The organism is Reyranella sp., from assembly GCF_004297265.1.
Lineage (GTDB): Bacteria > Pseudomonadota > Alphaproteobacteria > Reyranellales > Reyranellaceae > Reyranella.
Window position 1 is genome coordinate 318,386 of the sequence record NZ_SCUT01000024.1, and the last position, 19,085, is coordinate 337,470.

Annotated in this window: 16 protein-coding genes and 2 tRNA genes; 9 read left to right on the forward strand and 9 right to left on the reverse strand. The window is 63.9% G+C overall.

What is annotated here, in order from left to right; translation table 11 throughout:
* Nucleotides 1–20 precede the first annotated feature (20 nt).
* The 4 genes from EPO41_RS10355 to EPO41_RS10370 form a co-directional block, all read right to left on the reverse strand.
* Nucleotides 21–758 (reverse strand): cytochrome c biogenesis protein CcdA, encoded by a 738-nt coding sequence (locus EPO41_RS10355; RefSeq protein ID WP_296324436.1) that lies wholly within the window; start codon nucleotides 756–758, stop codon nucleotides 21–23.
* 2 nt (nucleotides 759–760) lie between these two features.
* Complete coding sequence (gene lspA / locus EPO41_RS10360) at nucleotides 761–1,285, reverse strand: signal peptidase II (protein ID WP_296324439.1); 525 nt, start codon at nucleotides 1,283–1,285, stop codon at nucleotides 761–763.
* 75 nt (nucleotides 1,286–1,360) lie between these two features.
* Nucleotides 1,361–4,429, reverse strand: a complete 3,069-nt coding sequence (locus EPO41_RS10365; RefSeq protein ID WP_296324256.1) for a heavy metal translocating P-type ATPase — start codon at nucleotides 4,427–4,429, stop codon at nucleotides 1,361–1,363.
* A 164-nt stretch (nucleotides 4,430–4,593) separates the two neighbouring features.
* Nucleotides 4,594–5,967: a phenylacetate--CoA ligase family protein gene (locus tag EPO41_RS10370; RefSeq protein ID WP_296324259.1), complete on the reverse strand. Its 1,374-nt coding sequence runs from the start codon at nucleotides 5,965–5,967 to the stop codon at nucleotides 4,594–4,596.
* A 76-nt stretch (nucleotides 5,968–6,043) separates the two neighbouring features.
* Here EPO41_RS10370 and EPO41_RS10375 point away from each other — a divergent pair, with 76 nt between their 5' ends.
* Nucleotides 6,044–6,457, forward strand: coding sequence for a helix-turn-helix domain-containing protein (locus EPO41_RS10375; RefSeq protein WP_296324262.1), 414 nt, complete (start codon nucleotides 6,044–6,046; stop codon nucleotides 6,455–6,457).
* A 37-nt stretch (nucleotides 6,458–6,494) separates the two neighbouring features.
* On the opposite strand, the gene EPO41_RS10380 is transcribed toward EPO41_RS10375, so the two are convergent.
* Both EPO41_RS10380 and EPO41_RS10385 read right to left on the reverse strand, forming a co-directional pair.
* Nucleotides 6,495–8,435 carry a c-type cytochrome gene (locus EPO41_RS10380; protein WP_296324264.1) on the reverse strand — a complete coding sequence of 647 codons (1,941 nt, stop codon included), beginning with the start codon at nucleotides 8,433–8,435 and terminating at the stop codon, nucleotides 6,495–6,497.
* Between the two features lie 502 nt (nucleotides 8,436–8,937).
* Complete coding sequence (locus tag EPO41_RS10385) at nucleotides 8,938–9,360, reverse strand: helix-turn-helix domain-containing protein (RefSeq protein WP_296324267.1); 423 nt, start codon at nucleotides 9,358–9,360, stop codon at nucleotides 8,938–8,940.
* 84 nt (nucleotides 9,361–9,444) lie between these two features.
* Here EPO41_RS10385 and EPO41_RS10390 point away from each other — a divergent pair, with 84 nt between their 5' ends.
* From EPO41_RS10390 to merBA, 3 genes are all read left to right on the forward strand, one after another.
* Nucleotides 9,445–9,870 (forward strand): mercuric transporter MerT family protein, encoded by a 426-nt coding sequence (locus EPO41_RS10390; protein ID WP_296324270.1) that lies wholly within the window; start codon nucleotides 9,445–9,447, stop codon nucleotides 9,868–9,870.
* Nucleotides 9,871–9,891: 21 nt separating this feature from the next.
* Nucleotides 9,892–10,185 (forward strand): cation transporter, encoded by a 294-nt coding sequence (locus EPO41_RS10395; RefSeq protein ID WP_296324275.1) that lies wholly within the window; start codon nucleotides 9,892–9,894, stop codon nucleotides 10,183–10,185.
* Nucleotides 10,186–10,431: 246 nt separating this feature from the next.
* A complete protein-coding gene (gene merBA / locus EPO41_RS10400) occupies nucleotides 10,432–12,696 on the forward strand; it encodes a bifunctional organomercurial lyase/mercury(II) reductase MerBA (RefSeq protein WP_296324277.1) in 2,265 nt (754 codons plus the stop codon).
* A 232-nt stretch (nucleotides 12,697–12,928) separates the two neighbouring features.
* Here merBA and EPO41_RS10405 read toward each other — a convergent pair.
* Nucleotides 12,929–13,005: transfer RNA gene (locus EPO41_RS10405), tRNA-Arg, on the reverse strand.
* 202 nt (nucleotides 13,006–13,207) lie between these two features.
* Nucleotides 13,208–13,324, reverse strand: a tRNA-Arg gene (locus EPO41_RS10410).
* Nucleotides 13,325–13,485: 161 nt separating this feature from the next.
* Here EPO41_RS10410 and EPO41_RS10415 point away from each other — a divergent pair.
* The 4 genes from EPO41_RS10415 to EPO41_RS10430 are packed head-to-tail and all read left to right on the forward strand — an operon-like array spanning nucleotide 13,486 to nucleotide 16,579.
* Nucleotides 13,486–13,911, forward strand: a complete 426-nt coding sequence (locus tag EPO41_RS10415; RefSeq protein WP_296324280.1) for an SRPBCC domain-containing protein — start codon at nucleotides 13,486–13,488, stop codon at nucleotides 13,909–13,911.
* Between the two features lie 25 nt (nucleotides 13,912–13,936).
* Nucleotides 13,937–15,565, forward strand: a complete 1,629-nt coding sequence (locus EPO41_RS10420; RefSeq protein WP_296324283.1) for a UbiD family decarboxylase — start codon at nucleotides 13,937–13,939, stop codon at nucleotides 15,563–15,565.
* A 10-nt stretch (nucleotides 15,566–15,575) separates the two neighbouring features.
* Complete coding sequence (locus tag EPO41_RS10425) at nucleotides 15,576–16,199, forward strand: UbiX family flavin prenyltransferase (protein WP_296324286.1); 624 nt, start codon at nucleotides 15,576–15,578, stop codon at nucleotides 16,197–16,199.
* A complete protein-coding gene (locus tag EPO41_RS10430) occupies nucleotides 16,196–16,579 on the forward strand; it encodes a copper resistance protein CopC (protein ID WP_296324289.1) in 384 nt (127 codons plus the stop codon). The genes EPO41_RS10425 and EPO41_RS10430 overlap by 4 nt, the downstream gene beginning before the upstream one ends.
* Nucleotides 16,580–16,601: 22 nt before the next feature.
* Here EPO41_RS10430 and EPO41_RS10435 read toward each other — a convergent pair whose 3' ends face one another.
* The gene (locus tag EPO41_RS10435) at nucleotides 16,602–17,618 is read right to left on the reverse strand and encodes an FUSC family protein (protein ID WP_296324292.1); all 1,017 of its coding nucleotides are present in this window, start codon (nucleotides 17,616–17,618) and stop codon (nucleotides 16,602–16,604) included.
* 35 nt (nucleotides 17,619–17,653) lie between these two features.
* On the opposite strand from EPO41_RS10435, the gene EPO41_RS10440 reads away from it, so the two are divergent.
* Entirely contained in the window at nucleotides 17,654–19,018 is a 1,365-nt protein-coding gene (locus EPO41_RS10440) for a UbiD family decarboxylase (protein ID WP_296324297.1), read from the forward strand.
* Nucleotides 19,019–19,085 lie beyond the last annotated feature (67 nt).

The window sequence follows — 19,085 nt, forward strand, 5'->3', positions numbered from 1 at the left end:
TCCGGTGGCGGCCGCGCGCCTCAACCGATGCTGCCGAGCATCGGAAATGTCGTCAGCATCCAGATGGCGATCTCCTGCAGACGACCGGTCATCATCAAAATGCCGACGCCGACCATCACCACTCCCGTGCTGACGTTGAGCACCGCGCCAGCGCGCCGCATGCGCTTCAACGCTACGGCCGCACTGCCAAAGAATAGCGCCGCCAAAAGAAACGGGATGCCGAGCCCGAGGCCATAAGCGCCGAGCAGCACCGCACCGTTGCCGGCCGAGGTCGCCGTCACAGCGAGGATCGAAGCGAGCACCGGGCCGATGCAGGGCGTCCACCCGAAGGCAAAGGCAATGCCGAGAAGAAAGGCTCCGAAGGGGCCTCCAGTCTGCGTTGGCCCGCGCCAGCGCCGGTCTGCCATCAGTGCAACGGGCAAGCGGAGCAGCCCCGTCATGGCGAGACCGAACACGACAACCAGCGCACCACCGATCAGGTTCGCCCCGACCTGATAGCGCTGCAGAAATCCGCCGAGGACCATCGCGCTGAGCCCAAGCAGAATAAAGACGGTGGTAAAGCCGAGCACGAAGAAGAGCGCCGGTCCGAGAACATGAAGCTGTCGGGTCCTTCCATCACCAACGGCCCCATTAACGCCGCCCGCGACGTAGGACAGATAGCCCGGAACAAGCGGCAGCACGCAGGGCGAGAGAAAGGAAATGGCTCCAGCCATTACAGCCGTCAATAATCCAAGCAAAGACACATCGATGAGCGCCATCATCAGTGCTCTGGGCGGCTCGGCTGCTTCTGAGCGCGAGCCATCGACCTCGGGCGCCAGAAAGAGCCTGCGATCAGCAAGACGACGCCGATCGTTATCATCGTGTCCGCCATGTTGAAGGCCGGCCAGTGCCAATTGCCGACATGAAAATCGAGGAAATCAGTCACGGCGCCTTGACGCATCCGGTCCAACACATTGCCGACGGCACCGCCGGCGACCAGGCCGAGACTAACCGTCTCCGTTCGCCTTTCTGTTCTCATGGCCCAGACGAGAAGCCCGGCCACAATCACCATCTTGATACCGGCGAGCACCAATGGGCGATCGAGGAAGAATTCACGGAACATCCCGAAGCTGACACCCGTGTTGAAACCGAGCGTCAGATTGAAAAATGGCGCGATCTCGATCGTGCGCGGGGGCGCCATCACAACATTGAGGATCAGCCACTTCGTAACAAAATCGACTGCGAGAGCGGTAGCTACCGCACCACATGCCAATGCAGCTCTTCGAATCAGCCTCGGGTGCGTCACGCTCAATCAGTCCTTATTTTCGGCCATTCGCCGCGGCCAGTGCATTTGTGCTGGGTCGCACCGCGCGGTGTTGAGCTATGCAGGGACCGTCTCGGTGATGGCCGGGGCCCTATGCTGATGCGCCGAAACGCCAAGGCCGCCAGATGGACCGCCCTTTTGAGAAATAGTCTGACCACGGTTGAGCAGGCGCAGGCCGTTGAGGACAACTAGCAGAGACGCACCGACGTCGGCCGCGATAGCACCCCAAAGCGATGCGAGACCAATCACTGTCAGTGCTGTAAACAGCAGCTTCACGGCAATCGAGAAGGCAACATTCTGTCGGATGACGGCAAGCGTTGCGCGCGAATGGCGCACTAGCCAGGAAAGCTTCGACAGGTCGTCCGACATGAGGGCAACATCAGCGGTTTCAATTGCCGCGTCGCTGCCCATGGCGCCCATGGCGATGCCGAGATTGGCCCGCCCCATCGCGGGAGCATCGTTGACTCCATCGCCGACCATCGCCACCGACCCGTAGCGCCGCACCAAATCCTCGACCGCTGCCACCTTGTCACCGGGCAAGAGTTCCGCACGGACCTCATCGATGCCCGTCTGCTGTGCAATCGCCTCCGCTGTCGCCCGGTTGTCCCCAGTGAGCATCACAACGTGTTCGATCCCGGCGCGATGAAGCGCCGTGACGATGTCCTTCGCTTCCGGCCTGACAGCATCGGCAACGGCGACGAGCCCCCAGACGTCTTGACCATCGCCGACCGCGACGATGGTGCGGCCGGCGCTCGAAAGCGCATCTGCCCGCTGCAGAACTTCGGCTGAGTTGATGCCCCGCTCCTCAATGTAGCGGCGCGAGCCGAGCCACATCTCACGTCCGCCCACTCGACCGATGACGCCTCGGCCAGTGATGGCCTGGACAGCCTCGGCAGGCTCAACGGCGATCCTCAGTTCGGCGGCTTTCGCCAGGATGGCGCGGGCGATCGGATGTCCGCTGCGCGCCTCCAAGGCCGTAGCCAAGCCGAGGAGTTCCATTTCGCTGCGGCCTCCAAGCGGCAGGATCTCGACGACCTGCGGCCGCCCTTCGGTGAGCGTGCCCGTCTTGTCCATGGCAATGGCTTTGAGGCGCGCAGGTGTTTCAAGATGTGTGCCGCCCTTCACCAGGACACCCTGTTTCGCCGCGCCGGCGAGTGCCGCGACGATGGTCACCGGCGTCGAAATCACGAGGGCGCACGGGCAAGCGATCACGAGGAGCACCAGAGCCCGGTAGAACCAGACGTCCCAGGCGCCGCCCAAGAGCAAGGGCGGAGCGAGGAAGATCGCAACGGCAAGTACCATCACAACCGGCGTGTAGACACGCGCGAACTTCTCCACCCATTGCTCACTGGGCGCGCGTCGGCTCTGCGCCGAACCGACCATGCGGATGATCTGGGCGAGCGTCGTGTCATTCGCCGCTTTGGTGGTCACGACCTCTATCGCACCCTCGCCGTTGATAGTCCCGGCAAAGACTTCGTCGCCCTCTGCCTTGAATGCGGGAACACTTTCACCGGTGATCGGCGCTTGGTTGACCTCGCTCTCGCCAGCGATAACCCGGCCGTCGAGCGGTACCTTGTCTCCTGGCCGGACGATGATATGCGCGCCGACCCGAACCTCGGCCGCCGGGACGTCGCGCTCGGAGCCGTCTTCGAGTTTGACGCGTGCTGTCGGCGGCGCGAGTTCCATGAGGGCGGCAACCGCCCGGCGCGCACGACCAAGACTCCACGCCTCAAGCGCCAGCGCCAATGCAAAAAAGAAAGAGACAGTAGCCGCCTCAAACCAGGCACCGATACCGATGGCACCCGCGACCGCGACCATCATCAGTAGATTCATGTCCGGGCGAAGTCGCTTGGCTGCGAGCCAAGCCTTGGGCGCGACGTAGCGCGCGGCGCAGAGCACCGCCACTGCATATAGAACCATGCTCGGCACCGGGGTCGAGCCCAAAGCGTGCTCGCCCGCCTCGAAGGCTGCGATGATACCGCCTCCAAGCCAAGCGTGGACCGCAAAGCCGAGCGCCGTGAACACGGCGCTCGCGGTCGTCAGCCACGACTGCACCCGCTTGCGACGCTCTTCGGCCTGCGCGGCCTCGCTGGTGCCGCCTTCAGTCCAGGGCTCAGCGCGCAAACCGGCACGAGCCACCGCCTTCTCGATGCGGGCTTCGAGCGCTGCATCCGGCGTCACGCCGATCGACATGCGACCGTTGAGGAGGTCGAAGCCGAGCTTGTCTTCGCCGACTAGCGGACCGACCTCGCGCTTCAACGCCGCAACTTCGTCGGCGCAGTCCATGCCATGGATGCGAAACACGACTTGGCCAGGCAAGTGTGTCGGGATCGGCGGACTGAGCGCCCCCTCCACCTCCGCGGCACAGCCGCACGCCGCATCTTCCAGCACTTCGGTCGCGTCGGGCGAGACGGCGGGCGCTGACCACGGTTCAGCGCGCATGCCCGTTCGAGCCACGGCTTCCTCGATCGCGTCGAGTGCCGCCCGATTCTGTGGTGCCACGGTCATCATGCTTTGCGCGGTGTCGAAGGCGAGCTTCTCCTCACCGACAAGCGGACCGAGTTCCCGCGTAAGGGCCGCCACCTCGTTCCTGCAGTCGAGACCATGCACTCGGAAGAGCAATGCGTCGGCGGTGCCGTCCGCAACAAGTGAAGCACGCATATCGGTCGCGGCGACGCGGCCGATAATATCGTCGACTGTCGCCTGTTGTTGCGGCGCGACCGTCATGAGTCCCTTCGCGGTGTCGAATGCTAGCCAGGCCTCTCCACCGACCAATGGGCCGATCTGACGCTTGAGCGCCGCCACTTCATTCTTGCAGTCGAGCCCCTCGATCCGGAAAAGCAGCGCTGGCGCTGGCTGCTGCGCCGGATCTCTTAGGAGATGCGCTTTCATGCCGGTCGTCGCGACCGCCCGCTGGACCATGTCCACCGTTGAAACGCCCTCGGACCGCACTTCCATGACACCAGCATCAGTATTGAAGGACAACTTGTCATCGCCGCCGACGACCGGCCCCACCGCGGCACGAAGTGCGCGAACCTCATTTTGACAATCTAAGCCGTCGACTTTGAAGCGCAGCGAGCTTGAATGGCTTATCGTCGCGGCGTCAGCAGTCATCATCGTCTCCATCTGGTCTCATGGAGCTCGGCTCCAAAGCTCCCTTATTTTCATGCTATCCATACATCCTGTAGTCGCTACAGGATCAAGGGAGGAATCTCGTACTTTGCCCCACGAAGTCCGGACCCACTCCAGTGCCGGCGATCATGCTTCTCTCACCCCCGAACGGGGGCAGCTCACGACTGGGCGTCATCCATAAGCGGAACAACTTCCCGAAACTTGCCGCCCTTCGACTGTTCGGGCGGTTCGCCGCCGCGCTCGACAACGACGTGTCCAAGCCCATGCTCGGCAAGCACCTTCCGCAGACCTGCTTCGACCTCGCGCCAGACGGCGTCTGCATTCGCCGCCGGCGCCATTTGCAGACGTAATTCAAGTCTTTCCGGCCCGGACTGCGCGAGCTGAAAGAGCGTGACACCGCGGACAGCCTCGATCGGTTGGCTGAGCGCCAGCGGAGGCATCCTGACATCGCCGCCCGACGTCCGGAACGTGAGAACATCCGCAGAGCGACCCTGAACGCGGATTGCGGGCAAGGGGTTGCCGCACGGGCACGGGTCCGGCCGCTGCAAGACGCTGTCGCCGAGATCGTAGCGCAGGATCGGCTGCACACGATTGGCGAGATTGCTGATCAGCATCGTGTGCGACTGCTCGCCGGGAGCGACCGGCCGATAATCGGCATCGACCGGCTCGAACGCCACCCAGTCGGCGTTGACGTGCAGCCAGCCTTCGCTGCACATGTAGCTGAGGAACATGCATTCCGAGGCGGCGTAGCTGTTGCCGACTTTGGCGCCGAACACGCGCGCTATTCGGCCGTACTCTGGTTGCGGCAGCCCTTCGGCCGAGAGGGCCAGTAGCACGGGATCGATATGGAGCCTCCCGGCTTCCTGTTCGTCGGCCAGCATGGCAGCCATGCTGGCATAGGGTGTAAGCAGCGCCGGCTGGAAGCGATTCAGCCGCTCGACAAGCTCCGCCATCGGCATGTGCGCGGAGAGTATCTCGACGCGTTTTCCGCGCCGCTTCTTCAGGCGCGCCGCAGCAACGGCCGACGCGAAATGGCCGCCCGTCGCCATGACCATCGCCAATCGCCCGCGGCGGGCGATGATCTTGAGGATGTCGCTCGGGCTGAGCCAGTCACCCATCCAGCGGAGCATCATGGCGGTCACGACCGCCATCGTGCGATCGTCGGTCAGGAATATCCCGCGGCGGCCGGTCGTGCCTGAGGTGGTAGCCAGCGTGTATTTTCCGAGGAACCGCTCTCCAATCCGACCTGGATCGTTGACAACTGCCTCTGCGGCTTCGAGTGTCACGTCGCGGTCGGTGCACCATTCGTCGAAGCGCTCCATGAGCATCTTCTTGTCGGTGACGGGAAGCTGCTCGGCGCTTTCAACCCGAGCCGGTATATCACGGTACAGCTCACGATAGTACGGCGACCTGGCCCGCGCGTGGGCGACCATGTCAGCGAGACGGGCGCGCTGGCGCTGCGCGATAGCGCCGGCACCGCCCTTTCGAGCGCGCCACGCGTCCCAGATCAGGCCTATGACATGCTCGCTCACAGTCGTTCTCGGGTTCACACGACTCTAGTCACTTGCTATACGTACATCCTGTAGCCACTACAGAATCAACCCGCAAATGATCACTATCGGAGCCTTGTCCAAACATACGGGCGTCAACATCGAGACGATTCGCTACTACGAGCGGATCAGACTCATACCGCCGCCGCCCCGCACCGACAGTGGACGACGCCTCTATGGAGCGGAGGACGTTCGGCGGCTGACATTTATCCGCCATGCCAGAGATCTCGGTTTCGACATTGCGGCCATCAAAACGATGCTCGCTCTGCAGGAAGTGCCCGAAGCGTCCTGCGAGCAGGTGAGCCGGATCGCTTCCGATCAGCTCGAAGCCGTAGAAAGCCGAATCCGCCGGCTGCTGGGGCTTCGGACCGAACTCACCCGGATGATCAACGAGTGCGACAACGGGAAAGTCGCGACCTGCCGAATCATCGAAGTTCTCGCTGACCCTCCCGGCCAAGCAACCAGTCAGTGACCGCCTAGGCACTTCCCATCGCCAAAATCGATCGAAGTCAGCGCGCCGCCCGATAGAGTGAGATCGATCCGCTGAGCGTGGCGATCACATCCGTTTCCTCGACATTTCGAAAGCCGGCTGCCGCCATGAGATCCGGCAGCACGCCACGAGCATTCGGCTCAGTGTTCGCCCGCCCGTCGAGATTCTGGATAATGCTTCCAAAGAGCGTGCGCATGAGGCGCGTGCGCTGAAGGCCATAGTCGGCAATGTGAAGCTCGCCACCGGTCTCCAAGGAGCGAAAAATAGAGGCGAGCGCGGCCTCCTTCTCTTCCATCGGCACTTGATGAAATACGAGGCTGGAAACGATCTTTGTCGGTCGCTTGTCGCCGACGAGCTCGGCCACCTGCCGCGCGAAACCAACGTGCAGTTCGACAGAGAGACCCGCGACTGCGAACCGCGCCCGCGCGCGTGCCATAACCGCGGGGTCGGGATCAATCCCAATAAGCCTGGCGGAAGGGGTGGCTCTTCCTATGCGCAAGAGAAGCGAACCTGTACCGCAGCCAATGCTCTCTTTTATGTACCGCTGCCAGCTCTCGGCGTTGCTTTTCCCATGCATCCAGATTCCGACCGTGACGAGGATGATCGCAGCAAATAGCGAGCCGAAGCCTTCGGTCAGTTCACGCGAAGCACCGCTTATGCCGATGAAATAGGTGGCTACGAACCAAGTGGCTACGCCCGCGGCAAGCGCGGACGCCCATCCACCATGCACGAAGCCGAGCACTTCCGTGCGCTCGGTCTTGCGGAGGAAAGCGATCATCGCGACCACGATCAGCAGGGCCTCAAGTCCCTCGCGCAGGAGCACGCCAAACGCGCCTAGAAAGCTCGACGCGCTGCTGGCCTTCTCTGGAGCGAGTGCAGCCTCAGCTTCGCTGAAGAGGCCGGCGAGTTGCTGATTGGCGGCTTGGACCTCAGCAAGCGGGCGGGACCTACTGATAGCCGCTCTCAACGCGCCCATGGCCTGTTCAATTCGAGTCATCAGCTCCGGATCGCGGGCAGCCAAGACCGGTTCAACGGGCTCGAAGCCATCCAAATACGCCGATAACGCTAGATCGGCGGCCGCATTACGATCCCCGGCCGCATAGGCCTTGAGGCTCGCATCGAGCCGCTCTCGGGTCAGCCTCAGTGACCCGTCAGGGTGCGAGGCGATCGCATCTGGATGGCGGCGCAAGTAAGCAATTAGAGCGTTTGCGTTTTCGTCACCCATGTCCGCCGCAGCGGCCACCGGTGTCGTGCCGACGAACGCGGCCAAATTCGGATATCGCTGACGAAGCGAAGCATCGTCCCGCCAAAGCCGCTCTCCCTGTGTCGCTTCAGCAGTCGGATAGGCGAAGCCACCCACATAGAACGCGAGCGCCCAGCGATCCTCATCGGACAGCGAATCGAAGCTCGCCATGGCCGTGCCGTCGAGACCTTGAGTGATGACCTGATAAAGACCGAAAAGACTGCGCTGACGGGCACGAGTCTGATCGGTGAATGCGATGGGCGGAGGCTTGAGCCCGATTGAACCGGGACCGTGACCGTCGCCCGTCGCGCCGTGGCACGAGACGCAGTTCTGCGAGTAAAGCGCAGCGCCACGAGCGAGATCGGGAGGCGCCGTCGGGGCGAGTGGCACGGGATACGCTGCGAGCAAGGCCGATGCGAGCGCCCTTGATTGTGCTGCAACTTCATTTGGAGACGCCTTGCGGGCGATTATCGTCCGCAGTGTCCGGCTCCGACCCAGCAATTCAGCTTTCCCGGCATTCTCCGGCAAGGCTGTAAGCCGCGTCTCTACCTGACCCGCGAACTCCGTCATCTCCGCATATTCCGCCTCGCTGCTGACACGCCCATCGGAGACCGCGCCAGCATAGTCGACTGCGATATAGTCAAGCAGGCGCCACACTGTCTGGGCGTCCCTGTCCTGAGCGAGGGCCGGCCCCGACATGATTTGCGAGAGGAGCATCGCGAGGACAGCTATCCAAGCGTACCGAAAGGCCTTCCCTTTGCTGTCGACGGGAGAGCGGCGAAGACCATTGGACCGGTGCACGACGAACCTCTAGTTAAGAATCGTTCGCGACATAGCCCTGTAGTCGCTACAGGATCAAGTGCCAATGCGAACCTTGGAGATCCAGCCGTTGCGAAGGTCGCGATAAATCTGGAATTTCTGGACGCGCCGAAGAATCGTAAAACGAGAAGTCGTCCTAGTCGAAGCCCGCGCTCAATCAGCTCTCGTAGTGGTTTCGGCGGCCCTCGGCCGCTCACGGCGGCATCCACCGGCGAACGGCCGCAATATCATAGCGCTCCGGCAGAAACGTAGTTATCGGTTTCATCCACGCTGGGGCCAAATACCGCCGTTTATTCGCGGCAGCACCACACGGCGCTCCAGACTACGATAGCTAACTACGACAGCATCTTAGCAAGGCGAGGTGTAGCGTAGGCAATTCGCTAACGTGATCCGGACTGGCCTACGCGTGACCAGCGAACAGGGTTTCTATTAGCGGGCATTCTGGCAGCGTGCCGTCGGCGCATTGCGCGACCACGTCCTTCAGCACCCGCTCCATCCGTTTGAGATCGGTGATCTTCGCCCGCACGTCATCGAGGTGGGCAGCGGCGACGGCGCGTGCCTCGGCGCAAGGCTGATCACGTTCGTCGACGAGGCGCAGTAACTCGCGAATCTCATCAAGGGAAAAGCCGAGCTCACGTGCTCGCAGCACGAAGCGAAGGCGACGCTCGTGCGTGGCGTCGTAGCTGCGATAGCCCGTCGACGTGCGCGGCGGCTCGGGCAGAAGGCCGACCTTCTCGTAGTAGCGCACGGTCTCCAGGTTGCTACCGGTCCGCCGGGCGAGTTCAGCCCGCCGCAGGCCCTTCACCACAGCGTGATCGCGCATCGCAAAAACCCCTTGACCCTGTAGTGACTACAGACCGCATCCTACGCCGCAATGAGGATTTCGGCAAGGAAGGAGACGTCGGACATGGATGCATCGCGGTCCGGAACGGCAGATACGGCGCCCGCCACGACTGTTCTTGCATCGTCGGAGCGGACCGAGGCTGGACGCCAGCGCCTGGTCGCTGTGGGCGGCATTCTTGGTGCGATAGCCGCCTCGTCCTGCTGCGTCATTCCGCTCGTCCTGTTCAGCCTCGGCATTGGCGGCGCCTGGATCGGCAACCTGACGGCGCTCGCGCCGTACAAGCCGCTATTCGTCGCCGGAACGGCGGGCCTCCTCGGATACGGCTTCTATCTTGTCTATTGGAAGCCGCAGCGCGTCTGCACCGATGGCGCAGCTTGCGCGCGCCCCATCCCCAGCCGGCTCGTCCAGGTCGCGCTCTGGATTGCGACTGTGCTCGTGATAGCCGCCTTTGCCTTCGACTATGTCGCCCCGCTGCTGCTTCGCGCCTGACACCAAGAGGAGACCTGCCCTATGAAGAAGAGGTTGAGCGTCCTTGCCCTGATCGCCTCGATGATGACGGCATCGACCGCCTTGGCCGCCGAACGCACCGTAACGTTTGCTGTCGACAACATGACCTGCGCCTCGTGCCCGTACATCGTGAAGACCTCGATGGCGGCGGTCTCGGGCGTCGCGAACGTGACCGTCTCTTTCAAGGCGAAAACCGCAACCGTGACCTTCGACGACGCAAGGACGAACGCCGACACCATCGCAGCCGCCAGCATGAACGCGGGCTATCCAGCCCACCTGAGGCAGCAAGGCAGCTAATATGAGTGACCGCACTGCAATCCGCGCAGGTATGGCCGGTGCCGTCCTCGCCGCGATCTGCTGCGCCGCGCCGTTCCTTGCCTTCGGCCTGCCCTTTGCGGGCCTTGGCCGTCGCTAGCCAGTACGGGCCTGGTTAGTGCTTCCGCTGATGATTGCAAGCTTCGGCCTCATCGCTTGGATATTCCATCGTCGCCACGCAAAGGCGGCTCGCTGCGAGACTACGATTCACAATGAAGGCGTGAAGCCATGAGCGATTGCTGTGCCTCCTCTTCGTCCCGAAACGAAGCTGTCATCCCTACGCTCGAGACACTGCCGAGCTATCACGTGCGGCCGGGCGTAACTTTCCCGGACTGGTCAGCAGTCACATCGCGCGCAGTGAGGGACGCCCTGCTGGCCATGGTCGGGTCCGGCCATGTGCTCAATCGCTGGAGCGGCTACGATCCCGCTACAGATCTCGCGCGCGTTGCACTGCTTCAGTTCTACGTCGAACACGGGCGGGCCCCGGCCATAGCCACGCTTGCGAACCGTGCAGGACTCGGTGAGGCGGCCGTTCCGCCGTTGCTCGAAGAGCTCCGCCGGCGCGACCTGGTCGTTCTCGACGGCGAACGGATCGTCGGCGCCTATCCGTTCACCGACCAGGACAGGGGCCATCAGGTCACGCTGGACGGGCGCGCGCTCAACGCCATGTGCGCCGTCGACGCGCTTGGCATCGGCACCATGACCGATCGCGACATCTCGATCGCCTCGCGCTGCCGCCATTGCGGTGCGCCGATCCGGATCACCACACGGGATCGAGGGCGGGCGCTGGCCGATGTTGAGCCGCGGACGGCCGTCATGTGGCAAAGCGTTCGCTATGAAGACGCATGCGCCGCAAGCTCGCTGTGCGCGGCGACCGCCTTTTTCTGCTCGGATGACCATCTCTCTGCCTGGCGCCGCGAGCGTTCCGCCGACGAGCCCGGTTTTCGCCTGTCGATCGAGGACGGGCTGGAGGCCGGTCGCGCTCTGTTCGGGCCGAGCCTCGCCGGGCTCGGTGTGACACCACGATCGTCTGTTGATCCGGAATCGAAGAGCCCGGCAGTCGCCAACCGCTCCGTCCACACAAACGGTCGCAATGGAGGCGCTTACGATCTCGTCGTGATCGGCGCCGGCTCGGCCGGATTCTCGGCCTCGATCACGGCCGCCGATCAGGGCGCGCAGGTGGCGCTCATCGGCAGCGGCACCATCGGCGGCACTTGCGTCAATATCGGCTGCGTGCCGTCAAAGACCCTGATCCGCGCGGCCGAGACACTTCACAACGCTCGCGTGGCGGCACGTTTTGCCGGTATTACTGCTGAAGCCGAACTGACAGACTGGCGGGGAACCGTTCGTCAGAAGGACGCCCTCGTTTCCGAACTGCGCCAGGCCAAGTACGTCGATCTGCTCCCCGCGTACAACGGCATCGCCTATCGCGACGGGCCAGCTCGCCTCCTCGACGGCGGTGTCGAAGTAGACGGCGCGCGTATCGCCGCTGGCAAGATCATCATCGCGACCGGCGCGCGGCCGGCAGTGCCCGCCATTCCTGGCATCGAGACCGTGCCGTATCTCACTAGCACGACGGCGCTCGACCTCGAGGAGCTGCCGCGCTCGCTGCTCGTGATCGGCGGCGGCTACATCGGCGCGGAACTCGCCCAGATGTTCGCTCGTGCCGGCGTCAGGGTGACCCTCGTCTGCCGGTCCCGTCTACTCCCCGAGGCCGAGCCCGAGATCGGTGCGGCGCTCGCGGGATATTTCGGGGACGAAGGCATCACCGTTGTCTCCGGCATCGCTTACCGCGCGATCCGCAAAACCGATGGCGGTGTGTCGCTGACGGTCACGCGCGACGGCGAGGATATTTCGATCGACGCCGATCATGTGCTGATCACCACGGGGCGCACGCCCAACATCGAGGGCCTTGGGCTGGCCGAGCACGGGATCACCGTCTCGGCAAAAGGCGGCATCGTGGTCGACGACCGCATGCGCACGACCAGGGCTGACGTCTATGCCGCCGGCGACGTCACCGGCCGCGACCAGTTCGTCTACATGGCCGCCTATGGCGCCAAGCTCGCCGCGAAGAACGCCCTCAACGGCGACAGCCTGCACTACGACAACCGCGCGATGCCTGCCATTGTGTTCACCGATCCACAGGTGGCGAGCGTCGGGCTCACCGAGGCTGCCGCGCGCACGGCCGGGCATGTGGTTCGCGTTTCGACGATCGGCCTGGACCAGGTGCCGCGAGCGCTTGCCGCTCGCGACACCCGCGGTCTGATCAAGCTCGTGGCGGACGCCGGCAGCGGCTGTCTGCTCGGCGCGCATATCCTCGCGCCGGAAGGCGCCGACAGTATCCAGACCGCGGCGCTTGCAATCCGCCAGGGGCTCACCGTCGATGACCTCGCGGATACCATCTTTCCGTATCTCACGACTGTCGAGGGCCTGAAGCTCGCGGCGCTGTCGTTCGAGAAAGACGTGGCAAAGTTGTCATGTTGCGCCGGATAGTGATCGCAGCTGGGCGTCCGCAGCTCGTTTGCAGCACCTGTCGTAGTGAGATCGCGTGCTGCATCGCATTCGAGGCGGCGTTGGCGTTTTGAGGGATACGCGCTCATAGCGCTCCAGCGAAGATGTAGTTATCAGTTTCGTCCACGCTGGGGCGCCACTTCGTGGGAGCGTGATCGGATGCTCATGCGTACGGCATCGCATCGCAGGATTAGCGGTCGTAACCTGGCGCAAGTGGCGCACCCGACAGGATTCGAACCTGTGGCCTCCACCTTCGGAGGGTGGCGCTCTATCCAGCTGAGCTACGGGTGCTTCGTCACTTCGCCTAACGCCACGGACCTAGAACGGTCAATGGAATCTGATGCGCATCAAACATGAGAGCTTGCCGGACAATAACCATCGGCGAAGTGCCATGCGACGACGCCCCGCCAACGTATCCTTCACTGCGCTGCCTTACGCTCTCAACTGCTTACGCGGTGCTTACGCGACATTTCTGCGAGCTTGAGGCGGTTAGTGCCGATCCGGCAAGTGCTTGATTTTCTATCTAGTTCTTATCTCCTCTTACTTTTAGAAACAGCTTGCCTTTGCCTTCGGAGGGCAGCGCTCTATCCAGCTGAGCTACGGGTCCGGCGCGGCGGACCATACCGGAGGGGCCTTCGCCGCGCAACGCACTCACTCCGAGGTGGTCCGACGGCCGAGGTTGATCGCTTCATGCCGACTGTTAAGGTCGCCGTCGCAAGTCCAGCGGCGTCATATCCGCGCATTTGTTGAGGTTTTTCGGGAGGTCCAGCCGTGTCCGATCACGCTCTTCGTCACGCCGTCAACATCAAGGCGGATGCCGCCAAGGTTCACGCCGCCCTGACGACCCTGGAGGGGCTCCGGGGTTGGACGATGGCGGAAGTGTCCGGCGGCGGCGGCGTGGGGAGCCAGTGGACCTTGAAATATGCCGATGGCCCGACCTTTGTCTGGGAAGTCGCGTCGCAGGGGGCGGACAGCGTCGCCTGGAAGTGCATCCAGGGGCCGGGTGACGCCGCCGGCACCAGCGTCTCGTTCAATCTCGGCCAGACGCCGCACGGGCGGGTCCATCTCACCTTCGCCCATTCCGGCTGGCCGCATCAGAAGGGCAACTTCGAGAAGTGCAATGCCCTGTGGGGGATGATGCTGCATCACCTCAGGGGCTTCGCCGAGCACGGCAGGACCGCACCGGCCTATTCCTGATCTCCCTTTTCATCCGGGTAGGACAATGCAGCAGTCTCTTTCCGAGTTCGTCGACGCGATGGACAAGGCCGGCTTCCTCGTGCGCATCAAGGACGAGGTGCGCGTCGACCAGGTGCCGAAGATCATGGAGGCCAATCCGACCAAGGCCGTCCTGATCGAGAAGATCAAGGACACCGAATTCTCGGTGCTGGCCAATGCCTATTCCAACCAGGAGATGTTCGCCTGGGCCATGGGCTGCGACAAGACGCGGACCGGCCTCGAAATGGTCGCCCGCTCCAAGGGCCGCGTGAAGTGGGAGACGGTGACCACGGCGCCCTGCAAGGAAGTGATCCTGAAGGGCGATGACGTGGACCTCACGCGCCTGCCGCTGTTCCTGCATCATGACCGCGACGGGCACGCCTATACAAACGACAATCTCTTCATCAGCAAGCATCCCGACACCGGCGTCTACGACTGGGGCATCTACCGCTCGATGTTCCGCACCAAGAACGAGAAGTCGGTCGACATGACCTGCACCTCGCACCGCCAGCGCATCCACGCGATGGCTGCGGCGGCCAAGGGGCAGAACCTCGAGGTCGCGATCGTGCTGGGCGGCCCGACCATCGACAAGATCGCGGCGCTGGTCGGCGTCACCGCCGACACCGACGACTTCGAGGTGCTCGGCGCCTTCTATGGCGCGCCCGCGAAGATGATCAAATGCGAGACCATCGACGTGATGGTGCCGGCCAATGCCGAGATCGTGCTCGAATGCGAGCTGATGGCGCTGGAGGGGCTGGTCTACGACGAGGGCCCGTACGGCGAGTTCACCGGCATGTACGGCGGCGGTATCAAGCACAATTATCGCCTCAAGGTGAAGGCGATGACCCACCGCAAGGGCGGCATCTTCCAGCACTGCACGATCGGCGGCCTGCATCCCTGGTACACCGACAACATGCTGCAGCTGCCTGCGATCGAGGCCGACCTGTTCAACGGGCTGAAGCAGGCCGGCATCGACGTGCGCGAGGTGCGCTGTCCGCTGGGGGGTCTGTCCAACATCGCCTACGCGAAGATCCATCCGCTGGGCGCCGGCGATTCCAAGCAGGCGCTGGGCATCATGCTGACCTGCTCGAAGCAGGGCCTTCCGAAGATCGCCATGGTGTTCGACACCGACGTCGACATCTGGGACGATCAGGCCGTGCTGGCCGCCATGGCCTACCGCTACATGCCGGACAGGGACACGGTGCGGCTCGACGGGCTCAACACCATGACCGTCGATCCCAAGAGCACGACGCTCGGCATCGCCTCCAAGATCGGCATGGACTGCACCGTGCCGCTGGGACCGGAATGGAACCCCAACGAATTCGTGCGCAGCACCGTCACCGATCTCGGCGATCCACCGGCCGGGCTGAAGATCATGACCGAAGAAGAGCTGACGAAGGACATGGAGGCGTTCATCCGCGCCGAGCCGCGCGCCTGGCACGACATCCTGAAGCACTATCACGGCCAGCCCTATCCTGTGCTCTATCGTTCCTTCGGCAACCTGCGGCACAGGCTCGGCCGTACCAACGATCCGCCGTGGTATCGCTACACGCTCTCCGACACGCCGTTCTCGTGGGAGGCGAAGCCGGCGCCGCTCAATCATTCCGATCCGCGCCACATCAAGACGGGCGGCTGAGGCGATCCCAATGGCAGCGAATGAACCCGTGCGGCGCATGGTGGTCGGGATCACCGGCGCCTCGGGAACGGTCTACGGGATCCGCGTGCTGGAAGCGTTGCGGGCGCTGAAGATCGAGAGCCATCTCGTGATCTCCAAGGCGGGCGACCAGACGCGCTCGCTCGAGACCGACATGTCGTCGGCGGAGCTGCGGGCGCTGGCCGATCACGCCTATGCGCCGGGCGACATTGCCGCGTCGATTTCGAGCGGTTCGTTCCAGACCATGGGCATGATCGTGGCGCCCTGTTCTGTGCGCACGCTCAGCGAGATCGCGACCGGCGTGACGTCGGGGCTCGTCTCTCGGGCGGCCGACGTCTGCCTGAAGGAGCGGCGGCGGGTCGTGCTGATGTTCCGTGAAACGCCGCTGCACGCCGGCCACATCAAGAGCATGCTGGCCGTCACCGAGATGGGCGCCATCGTCGCGGTGCCGTCGCCGGCATTCTATACGCGGCCCAGGACCGTCGACGAGATCGTGACGCATTCCGTGGCGCGCGTGCTCGACCTGTTCGGCCTCGACACCAAGACCTTCCCGCGATGGACCGGCCCTTCCGGCGTGGAGAAGCCTGCCGTCGGCAAGCGCAGGAGGGGCAAATGATGTTACGACGCCTGACGATCGCGGCCCTGTTGATGACCGGGCTTTCGGCGCCAGCGGCCTATGCCCAGCCGGCGACGGATGATGTGAAGGTCATGGAGTCGACGCCTGCGGCCAACGCCCATATCGGCCGCAAGAGCAGCGCCTTCTCCGTGCGCTTCGACCGGCCGGTCGACCATCGCAAGTCGACCCTTGTCATCAAGCAGGGCGACAAGGTGATCGAACGCCTTCACCCGCGTCTCGAATCGGCCCCGGAAGTCCTGTTCGCCGCCGCGCCGACCCTGCCGCCGGGCAACTACATGCTGCACTGGGCGGTCATCACCCTTCAGGGAACGAAGGCCATTTCGGGCGACATTCCCTTCCAGGTCTCCGACCAGCAATAGGTTCCGCATGCAGCCCGCTCGCTCAAGCGACCTTGAGGATCCTGCGGCCTGCGAAGATCGTGACGAAGGCGACGGCTACGCCCAGCGCGGCCTCGACCACGCGGTCGACCAGGATGGGCGGCCAGGGCGCGCCGCGGCTGAGGTTGCTCATGCCGATGGCGAGCGGACAGAAGAACAGCAGGGCGACGCCGTAGTTGCGCGACACGGCGATCTCCGCGACGGCCTGGCAGACGATGATGATGGCGATCAGCTTGAGATGGTTGGGCTCGAAGGAGAACAGGAAGGTCGCGATGGCCACGCCCCCCAGCGTGCCCAGCATGAGATAGACCGCGCGTCGCCACACGTCCCTCGCGGCAAGCGCCGGCATCAGCGCGGCGACGGTGACCGCGGCCCAGAAGGGATGTCCCAGGCCCAGCGCAAGCGCCAGCATCCAGGCCGCCAGGACGCCGAGCGTGGCGGCCGCCAGCACGACCAGGTGCTGGCCACGGTCGAGTTCGGCGTAGCCCGCGACGAGGCGGCGTTGCCATCCGTCGGGCTCCGGCTCATCCCGCGGCACGCCGATGCCGTTGATCACGGCCAGCAGCACCGAGAAGGCCGCGCCGCCGGCGCCGACGGCAAGGGCGAGCGGCAGTCGATCCCATGTCGTGGGGATGCTGGCGACGATCAGCAGCACCAGCACGAAGAACATTTCCCCACGCGGTATCCAGCGCATCGCGGCGCCGAGCGTGACGGCGGCCATCACGGTGATCGCCAGCAGGAGGCCCAGCGCCGTGACGGAAGCCTGCGAGGCGGACCAGGCCATGGCGACCGCCATGGTGACGACCAGACCCGTGCCGGCGACGACCTGGCTCTCGACGCGCTTCTTCGCGGGTTCGTTGTGGCCGTAGAGCATCGCGAGGCCGCCGAATGCGGCATAGATCGCGAGGTCGAGACGGCCGATGGCCTCGAGTCCCAGCAATGGCAGGCCGACCGCCACGCCGACGCGAATGGCCGCCTCGATGTCGTGGCGATGGATATCGGGCAGCAATTTACGCGTCACGTTTTGTACTCGTGAACCGCAAGGACGGATTGACCATGCCCTACCAAGATCTGCGCGCCTTCCTGACGGCCTTGAAGAATGCAGGCGAGCTCGTGGAAATCGCACGGCCCGTCTCTCCCAAATATGACATCGCCAAGGCCCTCGCCAAGACCAGCGCGATCCAGGGGCCGGCGCTGATGTTCACGCAGACGGGCACGGCGTTCCCGCTGGTGGGGGGCGTCTACGGCAACCGCCGGCTGGCCCTGATGGCTTTCGAGGCGACCGAGCAGACGATCCACGAGAAGGTGCTCAAGGGTATCAACAACCCGATCGCGCCCGTCGACTTCAAGGGCGCACCGCCCTGCCAGGACGTCGTGCTGACAGACGATGCGATCGACGTCACGAAGCTGCCGGTGCCGATCTACAGTCCGAAGGATGGCGGCCCTTACATCACCGCCGGCATCGTCGTGTCGGAGAACCCCGAGACCGGCATTCCCGACATCGGCAATTACCGCTTCCAGATTCATGGGCCGAAGGAGCTGGGCGTCTTCTCCGCGCCGAACCATCGCTTTGGCAAGAACATCGCCCATGCCACGGAGATGGGGAAGGAATTGCGCGGCGCCATCGTCATCGGCGTCGATCCGCTGACGATGTATTCCGGCCAGGTCCAGTCGAGCGATTCGACCAACGACTGGTTCACCTCGGGCGGCCTGCGCGGTTCGCCCGTCGAGCTGGCAAAGGCCGTCACCAACGACATGAAGGTGCCGGCCTGGGCCGAGATCGTGATCGAGTTCACGGTCGACACCAGGACGCAGAAGATGGAAGGCCCGCTCGGCGAATATACCGGCTACTACACGCCGGCCTCCCCGAAGCCGGTGGCCCGGATCACCGCGATCACGCACCGTAAGAACGCGATCTTCCAGGGGCTGCTGACCGGCAAGCCGATCACCGAGAACCATGTGCTGAAGCAGATCCCGTTCGAGACCTCGATCCTGCGGCAGCTCCAGGCCCAGTTTCCGACGATCACCGACGTCTCGATCAACAGCTCGGGCGGCGTGCAGATCTATGTCGTGATCGCCATGAAGCCGCGCTACGAGGGCGAGGCGCGCCACGCGATCCTCGCGGCGATGGCGGGCAACCTGCATCCGAAGTGGGTGATCGTCGTCGATCCCGACATCGATATCCGCAACTCCGCCGAGGTCGAATGGGCGCAGTCGTTCCGGGTGAAGCCCAGCCAGGACGTGTTCATCGTCGACCGCACCGCCACCGCGCCGCTCGATCCCTATACCGATGGCGGCTACTCCTCCTCGGTCGGCATCGATGCGACCAGGCCGTTCGGCGAGGAATTCCCGGACGTCTCGGAAGTGCCGGACTGGAAGGACTTCCCGCTGCCGGAACTCGATGGCCTCTCACGCAAGTAATCCGGCCGGGCTTGGCAGGTTAGCCGGTTTGGGCGACAGTCCGCGCATAAAACAACCGGGAGGAAGA